This is a genomic window from Desulfobacterales bacterium, from assembly GCA_030066985.1.
Classification (GTDB): domain Bacteria; phylum Desulfobacterota; class Desulfobacteria; order Desulfobacterales; family JAHEIW01; genus JAHEIW01.
In genome coordinates, this window is record JASJAN010000033.1 from 23,448 (window position 1) to 47,197 (window position 23,750).

The 23,750-nt window shown below is 48.8% G+C and carries 23 protein-coding genes; 19 read left to right on the forward strand and 4 right to left on the reverse strand.

Features of this window, described 5'->3' with window-relative positions; all coding sequences use genetic code 11:
- Nucleotides 1–68 precede the first annotated feature (68 nt).
- From QNJ26_16410 to QNJ26_16425, 4 genes are all read left to right on the forward strand, one after another.
- Nucleotides 69–1,562 carry a cobalamin-dependent protein gene (locus QNJ26_16410; GenBank protein ID MDJ0987126.1) on the forward strand — a complete coding sequence of 498 codons (1,494 nt, stop codon included), beginning with the start codon at nucleotides 69–71 and terminating at the stop codon, nucleotides 1,560–1,562.
- A gap of 65 nt (nucleotides 1,563–1,627) precedes the next feature.
- Nucleotides 1,628–2,248, forward strand: coding sequence for a hypothetical protein (locus tag QNJ26_16415; protein ID MDJ0987127.1), 621 nt, complete (start codon nucleotides 1,628–1,630; stop codon nucleotides 2,246–2,248).
- A 10-nt stretch (nucleotides 2,249–2,258) separates the two neighbouring features.
- Complete coding sequence (locus QNJ26_16420) at nucleotides 2,259–3,140, forward strand: hypothetical protein (protein ID MDJ0987128.1); 882 nt, start codon at nucleotides 2,259–2,261, stop codon at nucleotides 3,138–3,140.
- Complete coding sequence (locus QNJ26_16425) at nucleotides 3,127–3,510, forward strand: PqqD family protein (GenBank protein MDJ0987129.1); 384 nt, start codon at nucleotides 3,127–3,129, stop codon at nucleotides 3,508–3,510. Before QNJ26_16420 ends, QNJ26_16425 begins: the two co-directional genes overlap by 14 nt.
- Before the next feature lie 34 nt (nucleotides 3,511–3,544).
- Here QNJ26_16425 and QNJ26_16430 read toward each other — a convergent pair whose 3' ends face one another.
- The 4 genes from QNJ26_16430 to QNJ26_16445 all read right to left on the reverse strand — a co-directional run bounded on the left by QNJ26_16430 (nucleotide 3,545) and on the right by QNJ26_16445 (nucleotide 7,526).
- The gene (locus QNJ26_16430; protein MDJ0987130.1) at nucleotides 3,545–3,877 is read right to left on the reverse strand and encodes an STAS domain-containing protein; all 333 of its coding nucleotides are present in this window, start codon (nucleotides 3,875–3,877) and stop codon (nucleotides 3,545–3,547) included.
- A gap of 84 nt (nucleotides 3,878–3,961) precedes the next feature.
- Nucleotides 3,962–4,420, reverse strand: a complete 459-nt coding sequence (locus QNJ26_16435) for an ATP-binding protein (protein MDJ0987131.1) — start codon at nucleotides 4,418–4,420, stop codon at nucleotides 3,962–3,964.
- A 93-nt stretch (nucleotides 4,421–4,513) separates the two neighbouring features.
- Complete coding sequence (locus QNJ26_16440; protein MDJ0987132.1) at nucleotides 4,514–5,038, reverse strand: cyclic nucleotide-binding domain-containing protein; 525 nt, start codon at nucleotides 5,036–5,038, stop codon at nucleotides 4,514–4,516.
- Nucleotides 5,016–7,526 carry an ABC transporter ATP-binding protein/permease gene (locus QNJ26_16445; GenBank protein MDJ0987133.1) on the reverse strand — a complete coding sequence of 837 codons (2,511 nt, stop codon included), beginning with the start codon at nucleotides 7,524–7,526 and terminating at the stop codon, nucleotides 5,016–5,018. The genes QNJ26_16440 and QNJ26_16445 overlap by 23 nt, the downstream gene beginning before the upstream one ends.
- A 540-nt stretch (nucleotides 7,527–8,066) precedes the next feature.
- On the opposite strand from QNJ26_16445, the gene QNJ26_16450 reads away from it, so the two are divergent.
- From QNJ26_16450 to hypB, 15 genes are all read left to right on the forward strand, one after another.
- Nucleotides 8,067–8,252 (forward strand): DUF2065 domain-containing protein, encoded by a 186-nt coding sequence (locus QNJ26_16450; protein ID MDJ0987134.1) that lies wholly within the window; start codon nucleotides 8,067–8,069, stop codon nucleotides 8,250–8,252.
- 57 nt (nucleotides 8,253–8,309) lie between these two features.
- Nucleotides 8,310–9,374, forward strand: a complete 1,065-nt coding sequence (queA, locus tag QNJ26_16455) for a tRNA preQ1(34) S-adenosylmethionine ribosyltransferase-isomerase QueA (protein MDJ0987135.1) — start codon at nucleotides 8,310–8,312, stop codon at nucleotides 9,372–9,374.
- 127 nt (nucleotides 9,375–9,501) lie between these two features.
- Nucleotides 9,502–10,617 (forward strand): tRNA guanosine(34) transglycosylase Tgt, encoded by a 1,116-nt coding sequence (tgt, locus tag QNJ26_16460; GenBank protein MDJ0987136.1) that lies wholly within the window; start codon nucleotides 9,502–9,504, stop codon nucleotides 10,615–10,617.
- 217 nt (nucleotides 10,618–10,834) lie between these two features.
- The gene (locus QNJ26_16465; protein MDJ0987137.1) at nucleotides 10,835–11,056 is read left to right on the forward strand and encodes a NifU family protein; all 222 of its coding nucleotides are present in this window, start codon (nucleotides 10,835–10,837) and stop codon (nucleotides 11,054–11,056) included.
- Nucleotides 11,057–11,169: 113 nt separating this feature from the next.
- Entirely contained in the window at nucleotides 11,170–11,541 is a 372-nt protein-coding gene (locus QNJ26_16470; GenBank protein ID MDJ0987138.1) for a four helix bundle protein, read from the forward strand.
- Between the two features lie 111 nt (nucleotides 11,542–11,652).
- Nucleotides 11,653–12,057: a methylmalonyl-CoA epimerase gene (mce, locus tag QNJ26_16475; protein ID MDJ0987139.1), complete on the forward strand. Its 405-nt coding sequence runs from the start codon at nucleotides 11,653–11,655 to the stop codon at nucleotides 12,055–12,057.
- 212 nt (nucleotides 12,058–12,269) lie between these two features.
- Nucleotides 12,270–14,399, forward strand: a complete 2,130-nt coding sequence (gene scpA / locus QNJ26_16480) for a methylmalonyl-CoA mutase (GenBank protein ID MDJ0987140.1) — start codon at nucleotides 12,270–12,272, stop codon at nucleotides 14,397–14,399.
- 115 nt (nucleotides 14,400–14,514) lie between these two features.
- Nucleotides 14,515–15,507 carry a methylmalonyl Co-A mutase-associated GTPase MeaB gene (gene meaB, locus QNJ26_16485; GenBank protein MDJ0987141.1) on the forward strand — a complete coding sequence of 331 codons (993 nt, stop codon included), beginning with the start codon at nucleotides 14,515–14,517 and terminating at the stop codon, nucleotides 15,505–15,507.
- 213 nt (nucleotides 15,508–15,720) lie between these two features.
- Nucleotides 15,721–17,274: a carboxyl transferase domain-containing protein gene (locus QNJ26_16490; protein MDJ0987142.1), complete on the forward strand. Its 1,554-nt coding sequence runs from the start codon at nucleotides 15,721–15,723 to the stop codon at nucleotides 17,272–17,274.
- Nucleotides 17,275–17,390: 116 nt separating this feature from the next.
- Nucleotides 17,391–17,615: a hypothetical protein gene (locus QNJ26_16495; protein ID MDJ0987143.1), complete on the forward strand. Its 225-nt coding sequence runs from the start codon at nucleotides 17,391–17,393 to the stop codon at nucleotides 17,613–17,615.
- Between the two features lie 113 nt (nucleotides 17,616–17,728).
- Nucleotides 17,729–19,756, forward strand: coding sequence for a pyruvate carboxylase subunit B (locus QNJ26_16500; protein ID MDJ0987144.1), 2,028 nt, complete (start codon nucleotides 17,729–17,731; stop codon nucleotides 19,754–19,756).
- Nucleotides 19,757–19,965: 209 nt separating this feature from the next.
- Nucleotides 19,966–21,126 (forward strand): ADP-forming succinate--CoA ligase subunit beta, encoded by a 1,161-nt coding sequence (gene sucC / locus QNJ26_16505; protein ID MDJ0987145.1) that lies wholly within the window; start codon nucleotides 19,966–19,968, stop codon nucleotides 21,124–21,126.
- Nucleotides 21,127–21,403: 277 nt separating this feature from the next.
- On the forward strand, nucleotides 21,404–22,276 hold the full coding sequence (gene sucD, locus QNJ26_16510; protein MDJ0987146.1) for a succinate--CoA ligase subunit alpha: 873 nt from the start codon (nucleotides 21,404–21,406) through the stop codon (nucleotides 22,274–22,276).
- Nucleotides 22,277–22,470: 194 nt separating this feature from the next.
- Nucleotides 22,471–22,839 carry a hydrogenase maturation nickel metallochaperone HypA gene (hypA, locus tag QNJ26_16515; protein ID MDJ0987147.1) on the forward strand — a complete coding sequence of 123 codons (369 nt, stop codon included), beginning with the start codon at nucleotides 22,471–22,473 and terminating at the stop codon, nucleotides 22,837–22,839.
- Nucleotides 22,826–23,608 carry a hydrogenase nickel incorporation protein HypB gene (gene hypB, locus QNJ26_16520; GenBank protein ID MDJ0987148.1) on the forward strand — a complete coding sequence of 261 codons (783 nt, stop codon included), beginning with the start codon at nucleotides 22,826–22,828 and terminating at the stop codon, nucleotides 23,606–23,608. The genes hypA and hypB overlap by 14 nt, the downstream gene beginning before the upstream one ends.
- Nucleotides 23,609–23,750: the final 142 nt, after the last annotated feature.

A 23,750-nucleotide genomic window follows, 5' to 3' on the forward strand; every position in this document is an offset into this window, starting at 1 on the left:
GATATTGATTCTGTAACAGCATACCAAACTGTTGTATTGAAAATATAATTTCCGATAAAATAATCTTCATGAATCCTGCCATTGAGCCCATAACGGTCCTTCTGGTCGCTTTGTATCGGTACCAGAATTTTCCAATTCGAATACTGCATTCCCTCCTTGAAAAAATTGAAGGCGTTGAACCCCATACTATTTTTTTTAAAAATCATTACACCAATGCAGTAACACCGCCAACCGTTAAAGAGGAAGCATTATTCAAGGAGAAAATAGCTGAGCTTCAGCCCAAAATGGTTGGTTTCAGCGTCTATTCGCCTTATGTTCCGATCGCCCGAAAATTAACCACCCTTGTCAAAGAACATTCCTCTGCGCTTGTGATGTGGGGTGGTATTCACCCGACGCTATCGCCTGAAAATTGCCTCGAACAATCTGACATCGTGTGCATCGGTGAAGGTGAAGGTGCCCTGGAGGATCTGGTTGTATGCCTAAGGGACGGCAAAGATTATCATTCGATCGACAATTTATGGATCCGCCAAAACGGTATGCGGCATAAAAATCCCCTGCGGCCCTTGATCCAAAATTTGGATTCCGTACCCTATCCGGCATATGCGCGGGATGCCTTTTATTTTATCGGATCCAATAACTTATCCCGTAAAGATCCGGCGATTGTCGATCCCATTTTAGCAACAATGCCTGCCCGGGGCTGTCCTTTTTCCTGTTCTTATTGCGTCAACAGTCTGTTGCGACCGCTATACCGGGGTCTGGGCTTTTATAATCGGCGGCGGTCGGCTGCCAACGTGATTGCTGAAATGCAGGAGATTTTAACGATACCCGGAAATAAAAAAGAGCAGGTCGAATTTCATGATGAAAATTTCGGAACAGATGAATCCTGGCTGAACGATTTTGAAGCGCTCTACCCCAAACAGATCGGTCTGCCGTTCAAGGTCCAGTATAATCCCAAACTCATCAAACCGGACTTGATCGCCCGGTTAAAACGATGCGGTCTTCATCGCATCAAGTTTGGCATCGAGTCCGGGTCCGATTATATTCGAAATCAGATTTTCAAAAGGCCGGGGAAAAATACCGAAATATTGAAACTGGCGCATCAAATTTCACAATATGATGTTAAAATCAGGTATGATCTGATTATTGATAACCCTTATGATACCGAACAAACGTTAAAAGAAACCATTGGTCTCTTGCTGAAATTGCCGAAACCGTTGCGGTTTAATCTTTATTCGCTGCAGTATTTTCCGGAATATCCGTTAACCCGCCAGGCGATCCAGGACGGTCACATTAGTGAGCAGGAGGCCAGTTTGGACCATCTGAATCAGAAAATGGCACGTAATTGGGCTTTTGTCCCCCGGTTGTTGCCATTGAACAAAAAACAAATGATGAATAATATTATCTGGTTGATGGTCTGCGGCCGTGCCAAAGATGCTGCTGTGCAGCAGGCCGTATTCAGCGATGGATATAGCGCCAGGGTAAAATTAGCCCGCCTGAGCGTCAAAGCTATTTTTTGGGGTAAGATTCAGGCCCTCCAAAGAATAATGCAGAAAAAAAGTTGAAAACAAAATAAAAACCAAATAATAATAAACAGATGCTGAACCTTTCAACAGATAAAGAGGAGCCCATGATTAAATTTCGGGTTGTCGTACTGACGGTGTTCTTTATTGGTTTGGCCGGTATGGCCCAAGCGGATGCGCCCAACCAGATCGGCGGTTTCGTGCTGGATCAGGATATTAAAAAATTTGAAGACCGGGTAATAATGGATACAGCCCTGCCGGTGCGTTATGCGGAAAATTTTGAAGAGGTCGAGATCAAGTTTACCCAGGGATTTAAGAGCGGGCTAATTACTTTTGGCAGCTGTGAGCGACCGGGTCATATCGTCAGGATCAAATTAAAATACGCGGATTCCAGCAAAAAATTCTACAACAAATTGCTCAAACGATTTAAACAGCGATTCGGTGAACCCGATGAGTACCGGGGAGATCCTTTTAAAATTGTGGATGCCTGGAAATGGTCTTTTGCGAATCAGCAAAACCAGAGCATCAGCCTGATCCTGCAGCACAACACAAAGGATGAAGCGGAAAAAAAGGGCAATGCGGTCAAGCTCACCAATAGCACCCTGATTGAAGAAGATCTTCTGTGTTATAAGCGCAAGCAACTCGACTACCGGGAAAGACTGCGACAGCGCGAGTGGAAGGCTGTCAAACCGCAAGATAGCGGTTGGGAGCTTTTTATACCGCGTTAGTGGAGGGGCATTGCAGAATCGATGGAAAGAGATCGCCTGGTACGGCATGCGCTTTAAAATCCCCGCCGACTGGCAGCTCAGCCAGATCGGGATCCGCTACTTGTCCATCGAAGATGAATTCGGACCGGTAATGGAAATGAAATGGGCACCGGTTAAAGGCCAATTTTCCCATTCGACCCACCTCAAACGATTAACCGCTCTGCAAAACAGACAGCTCAGAAAAGCGGTCAAGCCCGAGCCGCTCTCCTCTGAATGGGCCCAAGCCCTGTCCGATTTTAAAGCCAGCGAATTCTCCTGGCATTCCCGTTCAACTCGAGGCCGGGGCGTGTTGTTGTATTGCCCGACCTGCCGCACGGCTGCTCTGGTACAATTTTTTTTGAAAGACACAAATGGCCATCAAACTGCTATACGCGACATTTTAAGCTCCCTTCGGGACCATCGCACAGACGGTCAGATTCTGTGGGCGGCGTACGATATTCGCGCACTCATCCCCCAGAGCTACGAATTGAAAAGCTATCGCTTTGAGGCCGGTCAATACGAGCTCGATTTTGCAGAGGGCAACCAGCATGTGATCCTGTATCGTTGGTCTATGGCGTCTGTTTTACTGGCACAACAGGGTCTGGCGCAGTTGGCAAAAACGGTCGCGGATTTTGGCCGCACCGAACCGGCTGCCGGAACTATTGATGGACATGATATGATTGAGTGGAGCGCGTCGCCAACTGCTGACTGGCAGCGACGGCTGAGCCGTTTCAAACGCAAGGCATCCTATTGCTGGCTGGGGCTTTGGCATCTGAAAGCCAAAAATCGCATTCTGGGCGTCCGCGCTGAAGGAACCAGGCCCTTGGACACCAAGGTATTGGACCACATCTGCAGCCATTATGAAATTATTTAAGAAAAAACCGGAACGTCCATCCATCAGCCGGGCGGAAGCGCTGAGGCGAATTCCGTCTAAAAATCTTCAGATACGCGAAGAGCAACTGGACAGCGGTGAGGTGGTTATCCATTATCCGGTAACGATTCGGCCTTTTTTTGCCGGTCTGGCCAAGCGTTTTGGTGGGTCTGAGGCGCAAATACAGAGTAGAAAACTTCAACTGGATGCATTGGGGACGTCGGTCTGGGCCCTGATTGATGGAAACGCTTCGGTGCGGCAGCTGATCAATACGTTTGCCACAACCCATCAACTTGAGCCCCGGGAGGCCGAGGTGGCGGTCACTCAATTTTTAAGGGAGCTTGGGCGGCGGGGTTTGATCGGAATGCGTTAAACATGCTTGGCGGCAGCACCCAACCGCAAAATGATTAAAACCCCTGCAGGGCATCATCCATGGTGCCTACGATCGGCAGAAAAGAGTCAAAACCGGCAATTTCAAAAACCTCCTTAACGTAATCCTGCATGTCACACAGCATCATCTTGCCTTCTTCGCGTTTAAGTGCCTTTGTGGCCTTGAGAATAACGCGCAAACCAGCACTTGAAATGTAATCAAGGTCTTTGAAATCAATAATCATATTTTTGGAGCCATCATCGATGGCTTGAAATATCTTTTTCTCAAATCCTTGGGATGTATTGGAATCAAGACGTCCGTTGAGTTTAAATATGTTTATCCCGCCGTGGTTTTCTTCAATGATTTCCATTTACTTTCCTCCCAACCACCATAAGTAAATTAGCATTATTCAAGTCCTGCAGATAAATGCTGTGTTGCTGCGGTCTGCAGCTTTTTAAGTTGAGCCCTTTACCCTTTTTTTTGCGGGTTGAGCCTCTTCGATATTTTTTTTAAGCGTTAAAATGTTTTTGTCTTTACAGCGCTGATAACAAACTTCATCCATTAGGTTTTTGGCGAGATGAATCCCCAATCCGCCAATTTTGCATTCTTCAATTGTGCACCCCAGATCGGGTGAATCAACCTCGGTGGGGTTAAACGGAATGCCGTCATCTTCGATGTTAAAGATGAGTTCACCATCCTCAAGAGCGATCTTAACGGTAATGTGGTGAACTTTCTTGTCATTATAACCATAGGAGATAATATTGGTAAACAGTTCATCAAGCGCTAAATTAGTTTCGAAGATAAACTTGGGCGACAAACCGATCGACTCCCCAAAGCTTTCTAACTTTTGGCACAGGGTATCCAACTCGGATAAATTATTTTTAAGTTTAAAGCTTATTTTATTTTTGGCCATGAAGGTTTACCTCTAAGGCAAATAGCCTCAGTCGATCAACGAGCCCATTGTAGCGCAAAATGACCGGTCTTGAAAATAGTTTTTTTATGCAGGTCAAATAAGGCTGACTCCCAGGTTTTCCAGGCATTCTCCGCACATATCACCGCGACCGGACAAAAATCGCTCTTCCCAGGTATTGATATTTTTGGCCACGGCTTTGAAAATGCGCGGCATGATATCGGGAAATTGTTGCAGCGCTTTGCCAAATTTTTCGCGTTCCAACACAAGACAGATGGTGTCTTCGGTGGCTTTAAGGGAAAAGAGCCGGCGAACTTCTCCCATAAGAGTCAGGCTACCAATGAACTCACCGGCTTTGCAGTCCCTGATTTGTCTGGCATTGCTGTTATCGCTGCGCTCCAGACTGGCATTGCCGCTGATCAGGTAGAATGCGCGTCCATCGTCTTCATGTTGTTTGAAAATATATTCTTCTTTTTTAAACTTTTCTCTGGTGCAAAGATAAGCAAATATCTTAAGGGTTTCAAGCGGCAGCCCTGAAAAAAAGTACGTCTGCCGCAAGATTTCCAGATTTTCTTCTAACTCGCTGGACGGATTGGCATTATTTATTTCCGACGAGCTCATACAGCATTCCTTTCCGGGCCATCAGTTCGTCATAGGTGCCGATTTCAAGAATCTTACCGGCTTTCATGACGGCCACGCGATCATAGTTTTTAATGGTATCCAGGCGGTGAACTACAGAGATAACCGTGTTTCTTTTCTTCCAGCGGGTCTCCAGCAGGTTCTGAATCCGCGACTGCGACTTATTGTCAAGCGCGGATGTGGCCTCATCCATGATTAAAATCTTGGGGCGTTTCAAAAATACGCGGGCGATGGCCAGTTTCTGCTGCTGGCCACCGGAGAGTTTGTCGCCTTTGGCGCCCACCTGGTAGTTCATTCCAATTTCTATAATGGTTTCCAGCAGGTCTTCTTCAATCAGAAGCTGGATAATGCTTTGATTGATTTTCTCCTGTGCCTGGGGATTGGCTGTTTTGGTTTTCCCAAAAAAGATATTATTCAGGATGGTCTGCGAATAAATATACTCCGACAACTGATAAGAGGTAATCGCTTCAGCATCGTCGTCGGAAATTTTTTCACGAAACAATGCCCGGCCCTCCAATATAAGATTTTCTAAAAAAGCAGGTAAGGCCACCATCTTATGAATGCCGGGTACAAACCGTAATGCCAGATCCAGCAACTGCTCATGATGCTCAGCTGACAGCTCGTGCAGCTTTTTGCGCTTCAATCTTTCTACTACCAGCTTAAATTTGTCAAGCTCATCCGGTTTGATGGGGCTTTGCTCGAAGAATACCGCATCCGGCGGAAGGTTGCCGAGGATATCGACCGTCTGGCGTGCCAAATCTGCGCCCAGGCTGAGCAAGGGGCGCGTCAAATCGGCCTGCTTCATGAAGTTCAGAAAATAGGGATTCCTACTCAGTCGGGTGTGCACAAATTCGCTTTTATTTGGCGTGCCGAAAATTAAATTCTCGGCCACACTGGAGTAATAAAGATACTTATTCTCATCGAAAAATTCTACGTAATCTGCCAGTTCCTCGCCAAAATCGCGCTGGAAATTTTCACGGACCCGGATGATCACGTTAACTAAATCCTGGTTTTCATCGTGGGCCAAAATGGTATTCATGCCAAAACGCAAGACATCCACAAATATACCGGTCTGCTGGAGCACTGAAATGATATCGTCCAGGGTCGGCAGTTCGGTATCGCTTTGCCCGTTACCGTCAACTCTGGCCTTACAGGAATAAAGCAGGTTTTCTTCGATGGTTCCATCAAAAATGAAAGGACTCTGGGCCACAAAGCCCATATTGTTGACCATGTCTTTTTTCGTCAAATCGGCAACTTCTTTATCGCCGATCAAGACGTGGCCGCCGGTATATTTATAGAGCTGGCCGATGCAAAGGGCCAGAGTGCTTTTGCCGCTGCCGGAAAAACCCACCAGAGCCAGATGCTCGCCCGGATTTAAATGCAGGTTGATGCCGTCTAGCAGACGAATGCCGCTGTCGGTGACAAACGAAAGGTCTTTGACGTCAACGCTGGGCTCCAGATCGTATGCTTCGCGGTCGTCGGGCTCAATGGCATGATCGGGCATGACATCGAAGAATTCCATGGTGCGCTGATAGGTCACGGAACCGTCCTGATAAACCTGATAAAACTCAATCAATTCTTTCCAGGGATCATACAGGCGTTCCTGGGCCGATAAAAAGGCAACCAGCGCGCCCAACTGCAGTTGACCTTTGATGGTTAGGTAGCCGCCGAGCAAAAACACAATAAAGGGGCCCAGGCTGATAAAAAAACCATTGGATGTTTTAACGGCGAATCGGTATAAGCTCCAGACGATTCTAATTTTTAGCAGGCGATCCACCAGGCTGTCATATTTCGTATTTTCAATGCGGTAAGCGCCGTTGCCATGGACCTCATGAATGCCCGAAACGGATTCGGCGATGCGGCTTGACAATGTTCGTGCCGCATCGACGCGTTTTTTGTTGGCGCGGTTAACCCCTCTTTGAAGCACCGGTACCAGAAAAACGACGATCGGATAAATGCTAAAGGAAACCCCCGCCAGTAGGGGGTTTAGCCAGAACAGATAAGCGGCAAAGGCCAACAGCGTGAGTATGTTGGTCACCGGGGCGGCAATGGCCATACCCACAAAATTACCCGGCATTGCCAGCTCGGTGACCAGTGAATTAACTACTGAGCCCGGCTGGGTATTTCTAAAAAAGCCCAACGGCAGGGTCAGGATATGATGGTAGAGCTCTTTGCGCATGTTGGCGGTGGCACGCTGGGTAATCAGGGTTTGCAAAAGATTGGTCAGGTATTTAAGCCCGCTGAAAAAAATCACAGCCACCAGATAAATACCGCAATATAAAAGCAGCAAATCAATATCTCTTAAATTGATGGCTTCATTGACAATGCGTTTTTGCATCTCCAGCGGCAATACCCTGGCAAAAACCATCACGATGATGATGACCAGCAGTATAATTTGCAATTTGACATTGCCGGGAAATACCCAGGAAAAAAGCGATCGCTTTACGACCGGGATATCGGCTTTTTTCATTTCAAAGCTCCTTTATCGCCGTTTCCAGGATCGACTTTGTATGCAAACAGCGGAAGTTCTTGGAAGGAAAAGTGTCAAATGTGTACTATTAAAATAATCCTTTTGACAAGCAGATTTTTATGAGGTGACATCCCTGATCGTTTTCAAAAAGCAATCAATCAAATTCAAAACATGTTTGAATCATTTATATTTTTAATTTGGATGGGTTTTGTGATGTACCGTTTGGTGCCTGGGGTTTGTTCGCTTCAAGATTTCAAACAGATATATAAATAAAAATGGTTTTATTCAAAATATTTGGCAGACATGATACCAGCGTAGAAAACCGCCCGGGATCGCAACTGTATGAAAATTTCGCCAACTGCCATCAGCGCTCAAATCGCCGATCATGTTTGTGGCTGATTTGTTTTGACAAAAGAGATCGGAAAATATTATAAATACTAGTTTGAACATTCCGATAATTTGAAAAGAACTGCTTAATTTCATTATAAAAATTATAGTGGCGCAATTCTCCAGCGCGGAAAGTTATGAGGCAAACGTCGAATGGAATTCTTTTTATGCGTGATTGGAATGGTAATGATCGTTGAAGGATTGCCTTATTTTGCTTTTCCGGACAAAATGAAGACCTGGGTCAGTAGAATTATCGTTTCACCCAGCAGTTCCTTGAGAAAATTTGGTCTGGTGCTCATGGCATTAGGCTTGGTTTTGGTTTATATCGGGCGCATGTAACGGGTTAGATTGGCAAAACGCAGCTGGCAAACAAATCCGACATGGTAAATAACAATTATGTATGCTTTAAGCGCTTATAATTATCAACTCCCCGAAGAGCTAATCGCTCAGAGACCCGCAGACCGGCGGGATCAATCCAACCTTCTGGTATTGGATCGCCAAAGCGGGCGGGTGCTTCATCGCCGGTTCGATGTGCTGGGCGATTTTCTGAAGCCCGGCGATGTTTTGGTGGTCAACAACACTGCGGTGATACCCTGCCGGCTGCAAGGCAAAAAAGCCAGTGGTGGGCGCGTTGAAGTGCTGATCTGCAGTTTTAACGGCCAGGGAAACCCGTTGGCATCCAAACCTGAACCGGTTTTTGAATGTTTGATCAAAGCCGCCAAACCGCTGCGGTCGGGCAGTTCTTTATTCTTCGATGATCAGCTGTCTGCCCGAGTCCTTGAACGGCGCAATGGAACCTATCTGTTAGAATTTGACACGCATGAGGATTTTGAATCCATTTTAAATCGGATTGGAGAAATTCCCCTGCCGCCCTATATTCGTCGTTCAGCAGAAATGAAAGCACCCTGTGATGATCGGGAGTCCTACCAAACCGTATATGCAACCCAAAAAGGTGCGATAGCGGCGCCCACGGCTGGATTACACTTCACTCCCGAACTGTTGGCGCGCTTGAAGACACGGGGTGTCAAAATTGCTGCCGTTACGCTGCATGTCGGATATGGAACCTTTCGGCCGGTGCGCTCAGAGGATATTCGTTTACACCACATGCATTCTGAACAATATTTGATTTCCAGCGCGACCGCACATTTGATCAACTCCGCGCGAGCGGCCGGGCATCGCGTGGTTGCCGTTGGCACAACCAGTGTGCGCACCCTGGAATACGCCGCTGATGCCAGCGGTAAGATAGCGGCTGGCAGCGGCAACTGTAATTTGTTTATTTACCCGGGATACCGGTTTAAGGCAGTTGATACGCTGATTACCAATTTTCATTTGCCCCAATCAACGTTGATTATGCTGGTTTCGGCTTTTGCGGGTCGCGAAAAGGTGTTGCACGCCTATCAAGAAGCGATCAATCGAAGATACCGCTTTTACAGTTATGGAGATGCGATGCTCATCTTATAGCGTCAGTGGTCCGTTGTCAGTTGTCCGTTGCAACCAAACTGGCTAAACCTAAAAGCAGGCTACAACAGACGACGGACTAAGAACAACTAACGGATGATAACATCGCAGGAAGTTTAAATTAAACACCATGCTTGAATTTGAAATTATTGCCGAATCTACGACGACCCGTGCCCGCGCCGGCATTGTTCAGACCGCTCATGGCCAAGTAGAGACCCCGGTCTTTATGCCGGTGGGGACGCTGGGTACGGTCAAAGCGCTGACACCCGATGAACTGGAATCAGCCGGCGCTCAGATCATTCTGGGCAATACCTATCACCTTTATCTCAGACCGGGATGTGAGGTCATTGAACAGTTTGACGGACTCCATAAATTTATGAGCTGGAAGGGCCCAATACTGACCGACAGTGGCGGCTTTCAGATTTTTTCGCTGGCCAAGCTGGCCAACATCTCAGAAGAGGGGGTTACATTTCAATCCCATATTGACGGCAGCCGGCATTTGCTAACACCCGAAAAAGCGGTTGACATACAGACGTGTTTAGGATCGGATATCGTTATGTGTCTGGACCAGTGCATTCAACATCCGGCCTCCCATAACCAAACCCGCCGGGCGCTGGATATAACATCACGCTGGGCTGAACGTTGTAAGATTGCCTGGCAGGGAGGCACAAATGGTCACAGTGCTCTGTTTGGTATCGTACAGGGCGGTATGTTTAAAGATTTACGGGAACTGTCATGCGACGCGCTTGTTGCACAGGGGTTTGACGGTTTTGCCATCGGTGGCTTAAGCGTCGGCGAGCCGGTGGAGACAATGCTGGAAATCGCTGATTTTACATTACCCAAACTGCCCGATGCCAAACCCAAGTATATTATGGGCACCGGCACGCCCGAAGATCTGATTGAACTGGTGGCACTCGGCGCCGATATGTTCGACTGTGTTTTGCCGACCCGCAATGCGCGCAACGGACAAGTATTTTGCCAGCAGGGCACCCTGAACATCACAAACGCCAAATACCGACATGACACACGCCCGCTGGAGCCCGGCTGCGCCTGCTATACGTGCCAAAATTACTCCAGAGCTTATTTGCGCCACCTTTACATGGCCAAAGAGCTTCTGGCGTATCGTTTGAATACGTTGCACAATGTGTATTATTTTATAAACTTGATGAAGCAGATGCGCCTGGCAATTTTAGCAGATGAATATGAGTCTTTTCGCACGGGTTTTTATCGAAATCGTAACAACTGAATTAAAGGCAAACATTTAAGGACTCACCACGAAGCACACGAACCCGCCCGCCTCGCCTGAGCCCGCCTCAGGCGGACGATGGCGGGCGTGGGATGCACGAAGACACTAAGAAAAATAAAATTCCATTCTTCTTATCCTTCGAACTCTTCGTGGTAAAATTAAACTCATATATTCTCATTGATTCTAATAAACCTACGCAACCAAAGGAGATTGTATCATGAAAGAAAAAGTTGAGGCAGCCCTTGAAAAAATCAGACCCATGTTGCAGGCCGATGGCGGGGATGTAGAACTGGTCGATGTTCAGGAAGGTATCGTGACCGTTCGATTGCAAGGGGCCTGCGCGGGATGTCCCATGTCGCAAATGACCCTTAAAAACGGTATTGAAAAAATACTGAAAAAGGAAATCCCGGAAATCGTATCAGTGGAATCAGCGCCATAATTTCCTCTTGAGGAAATGTCATTTCATGCAATAGATTGACTTGCCATTCATTTATTGACTTGTCATTTATAGTCATACGTTCGCTTCGCTCACGTCATTAAAAATGGGTAAGGATGAAGCTGGATGATTTGCACGTATATCAACTCTCAATGTCGCTGGGAGATCGAATTTGGGACATCGTTGTTAAGTGGAATTATTTTGCAAAAGATATCGTTGGCAAGCAACTCGTGAAAGCAGCAGATTCAGTCGCTTCAAATATCAGTGAAGGATACGGAAGGTTTCATTATAAAGAGTCCAAACATTTTGAATATTATGCAAGAGGATCTTTGTATGAAACAAAAACCTGGATAACCAAAGCGCATAACCGTAGCTTGATCAATGATGCTGACTTTCATAATTTTCAAAAAGACATCGACGTGCTTGGAATCAAACTGAATAATTATATTCGTTTAATCGGCAAAAAAGGTTCAGCTAACCAGATTTAGGTAACAGCAAGCAAAACAGTCGTGGTATTCAAACCATAATGACAAGTGGTTAAATGACGCTCCCGAAGGGGCAAATGACAATCAAAAATGACAATAAAATAGGAGTATTCAATGAAAATCTTAAAAATTGATCACCTGGGTATTGCGGTTAACAGCATCGATGACGGCAAAAACTTCTGGACCGATGTTTTGGGTCTTGCCTATGAGGGATCGGAAACCGTGGCGGAACAAAAAGTCACGACGGCCTTTTTCCCGGTTGGCGAAAGTGAAGTGGAATTGCTGGAATCCACCGCGCCCGATGGGCCGATTGCCAAGTACCTTGAAAAAAAAGGCGAGGGGATTCAGCATGTGGCCTTTCGTGTGGAGAACATTGAAGAGGCTTTAAGTGAATTAAAGGAAAAGGGCATACGCTTGATTGACGAAACCCCGCGGATCGGCGCCGGTGGGGCCAAAATTGCTTTTCTGCACCCCAAATCCACCAACGGGGTGTTGGTGGAGCTGTGCCAGAGAGATTAGTTTGCGGTTGATACTTTCTACCGATTACAGCAATAAATTAGGTGCCAGGTGTCAGTGTTCAGGTGTCAGTCCTTATATTTGTCCCTGACACCTGAAACCCGACACCTGAACCGCCAACGGCGGAACTTTTGAGCCTGATACCTAAGTTATAATAATCTACTTATAATTGTTCTTACTACGGGAATAAAAGTTAGAAAAAGGAGTAAACGACCATGGCAAAACACCCGGATATTAAAAAATGGCAGGAGCTCGCCGAAAAAGGGTTAAGAGGCAAACCCCTGGAATCCTTGGATTGGAATACCCCGGAAGGCATACCTGTAAAGCCCTTATACACGGCTGAAGATCTCGCAAACATGGCGCATCTCAATACACTGCCGGGCCTGGAACCTTATGTGCGGGGTCCCCGGGCAACCATGTATGCGGGAAGACCGTGGACCATCCGGCAATACGCCGGATTTTCCACTGCCAAAGAGTCCAATGCTTTTTATCGCCGCTGTCTAGCAGCCGGTCAAAAGGGCCTGTCAGTGGCATTTGATCTGGCGACGCACCGTGGATACGATTCCGATCATCCCCGGGTCAGCGGGGATGTCGGCAAGGCCGGTGTGGCGGTCGACTCGATTGAAGATATGAAAATCCTGTTTGATCAGATTCCGCTGGATCAGATGACGGTATCCATGACCATGAATGGCTCCGTATTGCCAATCTTAGCCGGCTATATCGTTGCTGCTGAAGAACAGGGCGTCAGCCAGGAAAAATTGGCCGGAACGATCCAAAATGATATCTTAAAGGAATACCTGACCCGCAACACCTATATCTATCCGCCGGAACCTTCGATGCGAGTTGTTTCCGATATCATCGGGTATTGTTCAAGTCACATGCCCCGCTACAATACCATCAGTATCAGTGGTTATCATATGATGGAGGCCGGCGCCGACTCCGTTTTGCAGACCGCTTTTACCCTGGCAGACGGCCTGGAATATGCTCGGGCCGCCATCAACGCCGGGCTGGATATTGATGCCTTTGCGCCGCGCCTGTCTTTTTTCTTTGGGATCGGCATGAACTTTTTCATGGAAATTGCCATGCTGCGCGCAGCGCGGTTTTTGTGGCATAAAATCATCAGCCAGTTCAACCCCAAGGATCCGCGATCAACCATGTTGCGCACCCACTGCCAGACATCAGGCTGGAGCCTGACGGCCCAGGATCCGTATAATAACGTCATCCGGACCACGCTAGAATGCTTGTCGGCCGCTTTGGGGGGCACTCAGTCGCTGCACACCAATTCTTTTGACGAAGCCGTCGGGCTGCCCACTGATTTTTCAGCTCGGATTGCGCGCAACACCCAGCTGATTGTGCAGGAAGAATCTCAAATTTGCAAAGTCGTTGACCCGCTGGCAGGCTCCTACTATGTTGAGTCGTTAACGGACGGTATTATTCGCGAAGCCGGTAAAATTATCGATGAAGTTGAAGAAATGGGCGGCATGGCCAAAGCGATTGAAACCGGAATGCCCAAAATGCGGATCGAGGAAGCGGCTGCCCGCCGGCAGGCCCGTATTGATCAGGGCAAAGATGTGATTGTCGGTGTCAACAAGTACACGATCGAAGAAGATGTGGACCTTGACGTTCTCGAAGTGCCGGCAAGTGTTCGGGATGAACAAGTCAATCGTTTAAAAGAGCTCAAAGCCAACCGGGATGCAAAAGCGGTTGAGCAGGCGCTGCAGGCAGTTGTCAATGCTGCTGAATCCGATGGTAATTTGCTCGAAGCCTGCATTCCGGCAGTGCGGGCCCGGGCCACCGGCGGCGAAATTTCAGATGCCCTTGAAAAAGTTTTTGGGCGTTTTGTGGCCACCACCCAGTGTATATCGGGTGTGTATGCCTCGGAATACGGTGATAGTGAAATTATTGAATCCATCCGTAAACGGGCAGCAGAATTTAATGAAAAAGAAGGCCGGCGCCCAAGAATCCTGGTGACCAAAATGGGCCAGGATGGTCACGACCGGGGCATTAAAGTCATTGCCACCGCTTTCGCCGATCTTGGCTTTGATGTGGATATCAGCCCCATGTTTCAAACACCGGAAGAGGCCGCCCGAATGGCAGTCGAAAATGATGTTCATGTGGTCGGCCCATCGAGTCTGGCCGCCGGTCATAAAACACTGGTGCCGGAGTTGATTGAATCCCTTAAAAAAGAGGGCGGCGGGGATATACTGGTGGTGGTGGGGGGGATTATACCGCCATCCGACTATGAGGCCTTGTATGATGCCGGCGTGGTCGGTATTTTCGGCCCCGGTACACCCGTGACCGAATCTGCCAATCACGTGCTCAATGCTCTGGAGCAGAGAGGATAGCTAACCTCATAAAATTCGAAACCGGATAGGCGTTTAATCGGTATTCTTGATGCCATCACCCGAAACGCGAATCACGTGATTGGAGGATAAATATCCTAGATTGCAAAATTAACGAATGAATCCGGCTGATCCTAAAATATTGATTAAGGGTGTCCGTAAACAGGACCGCAGGTTGCTATCTAAAACCATCACCCTGATTGAGAGCTCACGCCCTGATCATCAGCAATTGGCACGCCACATCGTTGATGAGCTCTTGCCGCATACCGGCAAAGCGATTCGTTTGGGCATTACCGGTGTGCCCGGTGTCGGCAAAAGCACTTTCATTGAAAGCCTGGGCACATTGCTGGTGGAAGGCGACCATCGGGTGGCTGTTCTGGCGGTCGATCCCAGCAGCTCCAAAAGCGGCGGCAGTGTGATGGCTGATAAGACCCGCATGGAAAAACTGGCGGTTGAAAAAAATGCGTTTATACGTCCGTCTCCTTCCGGGGGTACCCTGGGCGGCGTGGCCCGCAAAACACGCGAAACCATGCTCGTCTGCGAAGCCGCCGGTTTTGATGTGATCATCGTCGAGACTGTCGGTGTAGGACAGTCTGAGACCACCGTGGCGTCAATGGTTGATTTTTTTCTGGTGTTGATGCTCGCTGGTGCCGGAGACGAGTTACAGGGAATAAAAAGAGGTGTCTTGGAACTGGCCGATGCCCTTGCCATTAACAAGGCTGATGGTGATAATATCAAAAAGGCTCAAAAAGCCGCCAAAATATATGCCGCCGCATTGCATATGCTGCTACCCGCATCTCCCAACTGGGAGCCGCCGGTATTGACCTGCAGTGCAGTGGAGATGACAGGTATTGATGACATCTGGCAAACGGTTATACAATTTCATAACCAGTTTAGCCGCAGCGGCGAATTGGAACAAAAACGCCAAAGACAGGCGCTGGACTGGCTGTGGTCCATGGTTGAAGATGAGCTGAAACAGAGGTTCTATAACAATCCTAAAATCAAACAAAGACTCGATCAGATTACCCGTGCGGTTGCCAGAGGTGACACCTCCCCGACACTTGCAGCTGATAAATTGCTTTTTTTTCTTGACAATAAGCCTCCGGTCTAGAAGATTTACCCTTTTATAATCACGATTCTGAGGTCGGTCATCCAATACCGCTAAATCAAGGTTGCATTCATCCCGTGAGTCATAAAATAGTGGCCTATTGGCATTTTACAGAGTGATATCCATTCTTAAACCAGTACTCCAGTCCGGCCTTCGTAGCCGAAGCACCTTAGGTGGAGGTGGCTACTCTAACACGCCAATGAAAGGATTTGAATAATGGGTGTTGTCGAAAATAAAATCAAAGAACTGAAGGAACGTGAAGCCAAAATCCTTGCGATGGGAGGCGAAAAAGCGGTTGCCAAGCAGCATGAAAAAAACAAGCTCACTGCCCGTGAACGGTTAAATCTCTTATTTGATGAGGGGACGTTTCGCGAAATTGATATGTTTGTCAATCATCGCTGTGTTAATTTTGGCATGGAAAAAGTTGACATCCCCTCTGACGGGGTCATCACCGGCCATGGAATGGTGGACGGCCGGCCCGTGTTTGCGTTCTCTCAGGATTTTACGGCCAGAGCCGGCAGTTTGGGGGAGATGCATTCCAAAAAGATCTGCAAGGCCATGGACTTGGCCTTAAAAGCCGGTGTTCCGTTTGTGGGGATAAACGACTCGGGGGGTGCCCGTATTCAGGAAGGTGTTGATGCCCTCTCCGGGTATGGCCAGATTTTTTTCCGCAATTCCGCCGCCTCGGGTGTCATACCGCAGATTTCAGCGATAATGGGCCCCACTGCCGGTGGCGCGGTGTATTCACCGGCCATGACTGACTGGGTGTTCATGGTCAAAGGCAGCAGCTATATGTTCATCACCGGACCTGAAGTTATCAAAGCCGTTACCGGTGAAGAAATTACCTTTGAGGATTTGGGCGGCGCTAAAACACATAATGAAAAAAGCGGTGTGGCGCACTTTGCCTGTGACAGCGATCAAGATGCTATTGATCGCATCAAACGGCTGTTATCCTATCTGCCTGCCAATAATATGGAAGATCCCCCAGTTGTGGATAGCGGTGATGATCCGCGTCGGTCCGATTCGGCGTTAAATTCGGTCATACCGGACAACCCCAACAAGTCTTATGATATCAAAGACATCATTCGTGCCATTGTTGACAACGGGGAATTTTTCGAGCCCCATCAATATTTTGCCCGCAATATGGTGGTATGTTTTGCCCGATTGAATGGCAGAAGTGTTGGCATTATCGCCAACCAGCCGAAGGTGCTGGCCGGCTGTCTGGACATCAATGCGTCGGACAAAGCCACCCGTTTCATTCGATTTTGCGACGCGTTTAATATTCCGATGCTGACCATCGCCGATGTTCCGGGGTATCTGCCGGGCAGCCAGCAGGAATGGGGAGGGATTATCCGACATGGTGCCAAGCTCTTGTGGTGTTATTCAGAGGCGACAGTGCCCAAGCTGCTGCTGGTCACCCGCAAAGACTACGGGGGCTCGTATCTGGCCATGTGTTCCAAAGACCTGGGAGCGGATATGGCATTTGCCTGGCCTACGGCGGAAATTGCCGTCATGGGTGCGGCGGGCGCGGCCAATATCATCCACCGCAAGGAAATTTCGCAAGCTGAGGATTCAGCCACCAAGCGCCAGGAAAAAATTCAAGAATATGAAGAGCTGTTTTCCAATCCTTACCAGGCAGCCAATCGGGGTTATATTGATGCGGTCATCGAGCCCAGCGAGACCCGGACGCGCCTGATCGATGCCCTGGAAGTATTATGCACCAAACGGGAAACCCGGCCACCGAAAAAACATGGCAATATCCCCATGTAAACGGTTTGCCGGTTGTCCGGTTTTGCCCGTTTAACTCGTTGTGGCCTCAAAGACCTCAGTTTTCCGGCAATACCGGAAAACGGGCTCAAACGGTTTAACCCAATAAAGGAGTTCAGATGGGAGATGATCAAAAAATTGCAGCGGCCATCGCCGCTGTGATGCAATATATTAAAACCGAAGAAGAAGCGATTGCCATGCAGGCCGCCATGCCGGCGGCTGCCCAGATGCCGCTGTTTGCCCAACCGCCTGCACCAACCATCAAGCCCTGGGGCATCAGTGGCCGGCAGGCGCAAATGCAGATGCGCAATTTGATGCAGCTGAGAACTTTTCGTAAATTATAAGGGGTTTTTTGTGTTTCGTATTTCGTGTTTCGTATGTTTTTCACGATTACGTTCTACCAAACACCAAACACTAAACACCTTGCTTCTAAAGCATATAAAAGGAGTGCCAAAAAATGAATGACGACATTCAAGTAAAAAACACGACAATGAATTATGACAAAGATCGGCCCGCGGCGGAAAACCCTATCAAGATAGAGGACCTCTCGCTTCGTGATGGCCATCAATCCCTGTTTGCGACCCGGGGTCGCACCGAAGACATGATTCCGGTGGCCGAAATGATGGACGATGTCGGTTTTTGGGCCATGGAAGTGTGGGGCGGAGCAACCTTTGACACCATGCACCGCTTTTTAAATGAAGATCCCTGGGAACGTCTTCGTACCTTAAAACGCTATATCAAAAAGACGCCGTTTTCGATGCTGCTGCGGGCCCAGAATCTGGTGGGTTATCGCAACTATGCCGATGATGTCGCCAAGGCCTTTGTTGAAAGGACCTGTGAAAACGGCATGGACGTCTTTCGCACCTTTGACGCCCTCAACGACTATCGTAACTTTGAAACGGTCGTTCCGGTGATTAAAGAGTACGGCAAGCATTTTCAAGGCTGTATCTGCTATACGATGACCGAGCCGCGCATGGGCGGAGAGGTCTATAATATCGACTATTACGTCAACAAGGCCAAAGATCTGGAAAATATGGGAGCTGACAGCATCTGCATCAAAGACATGGCCGGCCTGCTGGCGCCTTATGATGCGTTTCATCTCATCAAAGCACTGAAAGCGACCGTCAAACCGCCGATTCACCTGCACAGCCATTTTACCTCCGGAATGTCGCCGATGACGCACTTAAAAGCCATCGAGGCCGGGGTGGATATTATTGATACCGTTATGTCGCCCTATGCCTATCGGACCTGCCATGCGGCCATCGAGCCCCTGGTGATGACACTGCTGGGCACCAATCGGGACACCGGTTTTGACATCCGACTGCTGGCCCAGATCAATGAAATTCTTGAAAAAGAGGTCATGCCCAAATACCGGCATCTGCTGGATGATACCAAGGTGTCCATCATCGACATTAACGTGCTGCTCCATCAGACGCCGGGCGGAATGCTGTCCAACCTGGTCAATCAATTACGAGAAATGGATGCGCTCGATAAGATTGATCAGGTATATGCCGAATTGCCGCGGGTCAGAAAAGAGCTGGGGCAAATTCCACTGGTTACGCCCACCAGCCAGATTGTGGGCACCCAGACGGTCAACAATGTTCTGTTTGACGACGAAAAAGAACGCTATAAAATGATCACCGGCCAGGTTAAGGACCTGTGCTACGGTCTGTATGGTAAAACCGCTATACCCATTGATGGCGAAGTGCAGAAAAAGGCCCTCAAAGGTTATGACCGCGGAGAGGAACCCATTACCTGTCGCCCGGCGGAGGTGCTGGAGTCCGAGCTGGTAGAAGCCAAAGATAAGATCGGTGATTTGGCTGTTGATTTGGACGATTTGCTGATCTATGCGCTGTACCCGGTCACCGGAGAGCGATTTTTAAAATGGAAATACGGCAAAGAACAGGCCCCGCAGGATGTGCAGCCCAGAACGCTGGAGGATGCGGCTGCCGAGCAGGAGCTGATTAAAAAGGCCAAGGCCGGCCTGCTGGTTGAAAAAGGCGGTAAAAATGGTCCTGAAAGAAGCGAAAACACGCGCACCTTCAATGTCTTTGTAGGTGAAGATTATTTTGAAGTAGCGGTCGACGAAATCGGCGGCTCACCGGTGGTCAGCTATGTTCAACCAATGGCTGCGGGTATGCAGATGCCGGCTGCCGCTCCGGCTGCGCCTGCCGCCCCGGCAGCTGCACCTGCCGCTGCAAAACCGCCGGCCTCTGAAGCCAAAGAAGCCAAGGCCGAAGCGCCCGCTGCCGCCCCGGCAGCAGTCGTTGAAGGCACTCCGCTGACCGCACCGATGCCCGGCATGATTATCAAATACGCAAAACAAGAAGGCGATGCCGTCAACGAGGGTGAAACAGTGGTGATACTGGAAGCCATGAAAATGGAAAACGCCCTGCCGTCACCGGCAAGCGGCACAATTAAAAGCCTCAACTTCAGTAGCGGCGATTCGGTGGCCAAGGGTGATGTGCTTGCTGTGATAGGTTAAAAGGTTCAGGGTTCCGCGTTCAGGGTTAATCGGTTGCGCGTTACGCGTTGCGGGTTGCAGGATAAACTTGCCAACTGCTGGCATCCAGCAACTAGCTGCCATTGATCGTAACCTTGAACCTTTGAACCCTGAACCCTTGAATCAGGCGCCTTACGCCTGAGTTATTAAAATTTACCTCGGCGCTCGTAATAGCGACGGAGAAGACGAATATGAAGATCCACGAATACCAGGCCAAAGAATTGTTCAGAAAATATGGCGTCCCTGTACCGGAAGGGGGAATCGCTTTTACCTCAGCAGAAGTCGTTGACATTGCCAAAACGCTTGGCGGTTATCCGGTGGTTGTCAAAGCCCAGATTCATGCCGGCGGCCGCGGTAAAGGCGGTGGGGTTAAATTGGCCCAATCCGCAGAGGAGGTGGCCCAAGCAGCGGACGACATTATCGGCATGAACCTGGTGACCCATCAGACCGGTACCGGTGGCCAGCTGGTGAAAAAAGTGCTGGTCGAACAGGGTCTCAACATTGCCAAAGAGCTTTATCTGAGCATTATTCCGGATCGCTCATCGGCCCAGATTGTCATTATGGCCAGTGAGGCCGGCGGTATGGATATTGAAACAGTGGCTGCTGAAACCCCGGAGAAAATTATCAAAGTGCCGATAAATCCGCTGCAGGGCTTACAGGCCTATCATTGCCGTGCGGTGGCCTTTGGCTTAAATTTGAGCCCAGCGGTGATGAAACCGTTTGTGGCCATGCTGAAAAATCTGTACCGGCTTTTTATGGATGCGGATTGCTCACTGCTTGAAATCAATCCGCTGGTCATCACTGCCGAAGAAACGGTGATGGCATTGGATGCCAAAATAAATTTTGATGATAATGGCCTTTTCCGGCATCCGGAAATAAAAGAGTACCGTGATATAGATGAGGAAGATCCGCTCGAGGTTGAAGCCTCCAAATTCAACCTCAATTATATCAATCTGGACGGCAATGTGGGCAATATGGTTAACGGTGCCGGGCTGGCGATGGCCACCATGGACATCATCAAACAAGCCGGGGCGGAACCGGCCAATTTTCTGGATGTGGGTGGCGGTGCCAGTGCTGAAATGGTTGAAAACGGGTTTCGCATTATCTTAAGTGATCCGAATGTCAAAGGCATATTAATCAATATATTCGGCGGGATTTTGCGCTGCGATATTCTGGCCAATGGTGTGGTCGAGGCCGCTAAGAAGACCGGCATCAAAGTCCCGGTGGTGGTGCGCATGGAAGGTACCAACGTGGAAGCAGGGCGCAAAATTTTGGCAGATTCCGGCCTGAATTTAATCACCGCTGCTGATTTAAAAGATGCCGCCCAAAAAATTGCCGAAGTCGTTCAATAAAGCTGATAACTGTTCGATAGATACGGCTCACCGCAGAGGCCGCAGAGAATGTTTCATTTTGGCCTGTTTTTTTGAGAGGAAAAAACAGGCCAAACAATCTGCCAAATGTCGATAGTATATGCTTAAAGTGTAAACCGGATCAGGTGCTAATATCATCGGTTTACCACCGCGAAGCGGTTGAAGATTTTCATTTGCCGTCCCCTCAACGGCAAATGAAAGAATATTAACTTTGCGATCTTTGCGTCTTTGCGGTGAAAAATAAAACAGGGGAAAAATCGTGAGCATATTTGCGAATAAAGACACCCGGGTTGTGGTTCAGGGCATTACCGGAAAAGAAGGACAATTTCACACTCGGCACTGCATTGAATACGGTACCCAGATTGTCGCCGGGGTCACGCCTGGCAAAGCCGGACAAAAAATGGATGATGTACCGGTATTTAATACCGTGCAGAGTGCCGTTGAAGCCACCGGTGCAAACTGCAGTTTGATTTTTGTGCCGCCGGCTTTTGCCGCTGATGCGATCATGGAAGCTGCCGATGCCGGGCTGGATTTGATCGTCGTGATTACCGAGGGCATCCCGGTTCTGGATATGATGCGGGTTAAAAACTACCTGCAGTCAAAATCGGTTCGCATGATCGGGCCCAACTGCCCGGGTATTATTACACCCGGTGAGGCCAAAATAGGTATTATGCCGGGACCCATTCACAAGCCCGGCGGACCGATCGGGGTGGTGTCAAGGTCAGGGACTTTAACTTACGAGGTGGTCCATCAGTTAACCTTGCAGGGCATCGGGCAGACGACCTGTATCGGTATCGGGGGCGATCCGATCACGGGCACGAGTTTTATCGATTGTCTGGAAGCGTTTGAGCAGGATCCCGCCACCCAGGGTGTGGTCATGGTCGGTGAAATCGGCGGAACCGCTGAAGAGGAAGCCTCTGAGTTTATCGCCAATCAAATGTCCATTCCGGTTGTGGGCTTTATCTCAGGGCTTACGGCGCCCCCAGGCAGGCGCATGGGCCATGCCGGAGCCATTATCTCCGGCAGCAGCGGCACGGCCCAGGCAAAGATTGACGCCATGAAGTCCCATGGGGTTCATGTGTGCGAAGATCTTGGAAGCCTGGGAGAGTTCTGCGCTCAAGTTTTCAGTTAAGATGCAAATCGGCTCTTACATTCAGGGTCAGTTAGCCTTGCAAATGAGACATTAATACGCAGGTTATTGGTTATCTGTTATTCGTTATTCTAATAACCAATAACCAATAACAAATAGCTGCTCCAGCAGAGTCGGGGCGGTATTTTTTTTGAGACCGTAAAGGATTATTATATCGAAGCGATAGGCGACTGCGTATGCACGAAATGGGTATTGCCTTACAGATTGTGGAGATTGCCACCGCCTCCCTGCCGGCGGATTTAGGCAAAGCCCGGGTGGCTGCGGTTAATCTCAAAATTGGCAAACTGGCGGCGGTTGTGCCGGATAGCCTGCGGTTTTGTTTTGCCGTGGCCATCAAAGACACACCGCTTGAGGGCGCCAATCTGATCATTGAAGAATTGCCGGTGGTGGCAAAATGCAATGATTGCAATGCGCAATGGACCATCGATGCGCCTGTTTTTGTCTGCCAAAAATGTCAGAGCGGCTCGCTGGAAATTCTTTCCGGACGGGAACTCGATATCGAGTCCATCGAGGTTGTTGAAGAGGAAAAACATGATTCTGGATAATATCTCTCATATAAAACACTATTTTCATCATAAAGAATTTGACAAGCCCCACCATGGCCACACCCATCATTCAGCGGCGGATGTGAGTACCCAAAAAAGCGGCAGCCGCCAGATAAAGGTTGTGCGCCGGGTTCTGGATGTGAACGCCAAGATGGCCGAACAGAACCGGCGGCTTTTTGCCGAAAAAGGCATTTTTGTGCTCAATGTGATGAGCTCACCGGGTTCGGGTAAAACAACCACCCTTGAAAAAACCCTGGCGCGGATTATGCCTGAAATCAAAAGTGCCGTGATTGTGGGCGATATCTGCACAACCCACGATGCCGACCGGCTGGCCAATACCGAAGCGCCGGTGGTCCAGATTAATACCGATGAATTCGGCGGCGATTGTCACCTAGTTGCGCACGTGATTGAAAAAGCGGCCGTGACGCTGGATCTTGATGAGATTGAATTTTTGGTGGTTGAAAATGTTGGCAATCTCGTCTGCCCGGCGGAGTTTGACATTGGTGAGGATTCACGCGTGGTGATCTTGAGTGTCACCGAGGGCGAAGACAAGCCGGTTAAATATCCGCTGATGTTCCGGGAATGTGAGGCGGCCCTCCTAAACAAGATTGATTTGCTGCCTTATCTGGATTTTGACAAGCAAAAGGCGCTTGATTTCATCCATCAGGTTCATCCGCAGATGCCGGTTTTTGAAATTTCGGCCAAAACCGAAGAAGGCTTCGATGCCTGGATCGAATGGTTAAAGAGTAAGATTCGGCAGAAAGCTTGAGCAAGGTCTTCTTTTTACCGCAGAGATGCAGAGAGCGCAGAGAGAAAGTTATTTTTCATTTGCCGCTGAGATGACGGCAAATGAAAACCCCTCAACCGCTTCGCGGTTAAATAAATAATTCCGCGAACCAGCATCTATCTTG

Coding starts and splice junctions, on each gene's coding strand:
- QNJ26_16490 (MDJ0987142.1), top strand. CDS start 15,721: ATGGGTGTTGTCGAAAATAAAATCAAAGAACTGAAGGAACGTGAAGCC.
- hypB (MDJ0987148.1), top strand. CDS start 22,826: ATGATTCTGGATAATATCTCTCATATAAAACACTATTTTCATCATAAA.
- QNJ26_16495 (MDJ0987143.1), top strand. CDS start 17,391: ATGGGAGATGATCAAAAAATTGCAGCGGCCATCGCCGCTGTGATGCAA.
- QNJ26_16425 (MDJ0987129.1), top strand. CDS start 3,127: ATGAAATTATTTAAGAAAAAACCGGAACGTCCATCCATCAGCCGGGCG.
- QNJ26_16435 (MDJ0987131.1), bottom strand. CDS start 4,420: ATGGCCAAAAATAAAATAAGCTTTAAACTTAAAAATAATTTATCCGAG.
- mce (MDJ0987139.1), top strand. CDS start 11,653: ATGAAAATCTTAAAAATTGATCACCTGGGTATTGCGGTTAACAGCATC.
- QNJ26_16465 (MDJ0987137.1), top strand. CDS start 10,835: ATGAAAGAAAAAGTTGAGGCAGCCCTTGAAAAAATCAGACCCATGTTG.
- scpA (MDJ0987140.1), top strand. CDS start 12,270: ATGGCAAAACACCCGGATATTAAAAAATGGCAGGAGCTCGCCGAAAAA.
- QNJ26_16450 (MDJ0987134.1), top strand. CDS start 8,067: ATGGAATTCTTTTTATGCGTGATTGGAATGGTAATGATCGTTGAAGGA.
- sucC (MDJ0987145.1), top strand. CDS start 19,966: ATGAAGATCCACGAATACCAGGCCAAAGAATTGTTCAGAAAATATGGC.
- QNJ26_16445 (MDJ0987133.1), bottom strand. CDS start 7,526: ATGAAAAAAGCCGATATCCCGGTCGTAAAGCGATCGCTTTTTTCCTGG.
- hypA (MDJ0987147.1), top strand. CDS start 22,471: ATGCACGAAATGGGTATTGCCTTACAGATTGTGGAGATTGCCACCGCC.
- queA (MDJ0987135.1), top strand. CDS start 8,310: ATGTATGCTTTAAGCGCTTATAATTATCAACTCCCCGAAGAGCTAATC.
- QNJ26_16415 (MDJ0987127.1), top strand. CDS start 1,628: ATGATTAAATTTCGGGTTGTCGTACTGACGGTGTTCTTTATTGGTTTG.
- meaB (MDJ0987141.1), top strand. CDS start 14,515: ATGAATCCGGCTGATCCTAAAATATTGATTAAGGGTGTCCGTAAACAG.
- QNJ26_16430 (MDJ0987130.1), bottom strand. CDS start 3,877: ATGGAAATCATTGAAGAAAACCACGGCGGGATAAACATATTTAAACTC.
- QNJ26_16410 (MDJ0987126.1), top strand. CDS start 69: ATGAATCCTGCCATTGAGCCCATAACGGTCCTTCTGGTCGCTTTGTAT.
- QNJ26_16500 (MDJ0987144.1), top strand. CDS start 17,729: ATGAATGACGACATTCAAGTAAAAAACACGACAATGAATTATGACAAA.
- QNJ26_16470 (MDJ0987138.1), top strand. CDS start 11,170: ATGAAGCTGGATGATTTGCACGTATATCAACTCTCAATGTCGCTGGGA.
- QNJ26_16440 (MDJ0987132.1), bottom strand. CDS start 5,038: ATGAGCTCGTCGGAAATAAATAATGCCAATCCGTCCAGCGAGTTAGAA.
- tgt (MDJ0987136.1), top strand. CDS start 9,502: ATGCTTGAATTTGAAATTATTGCCGAATCTACGACGACCCGTGCCCGC.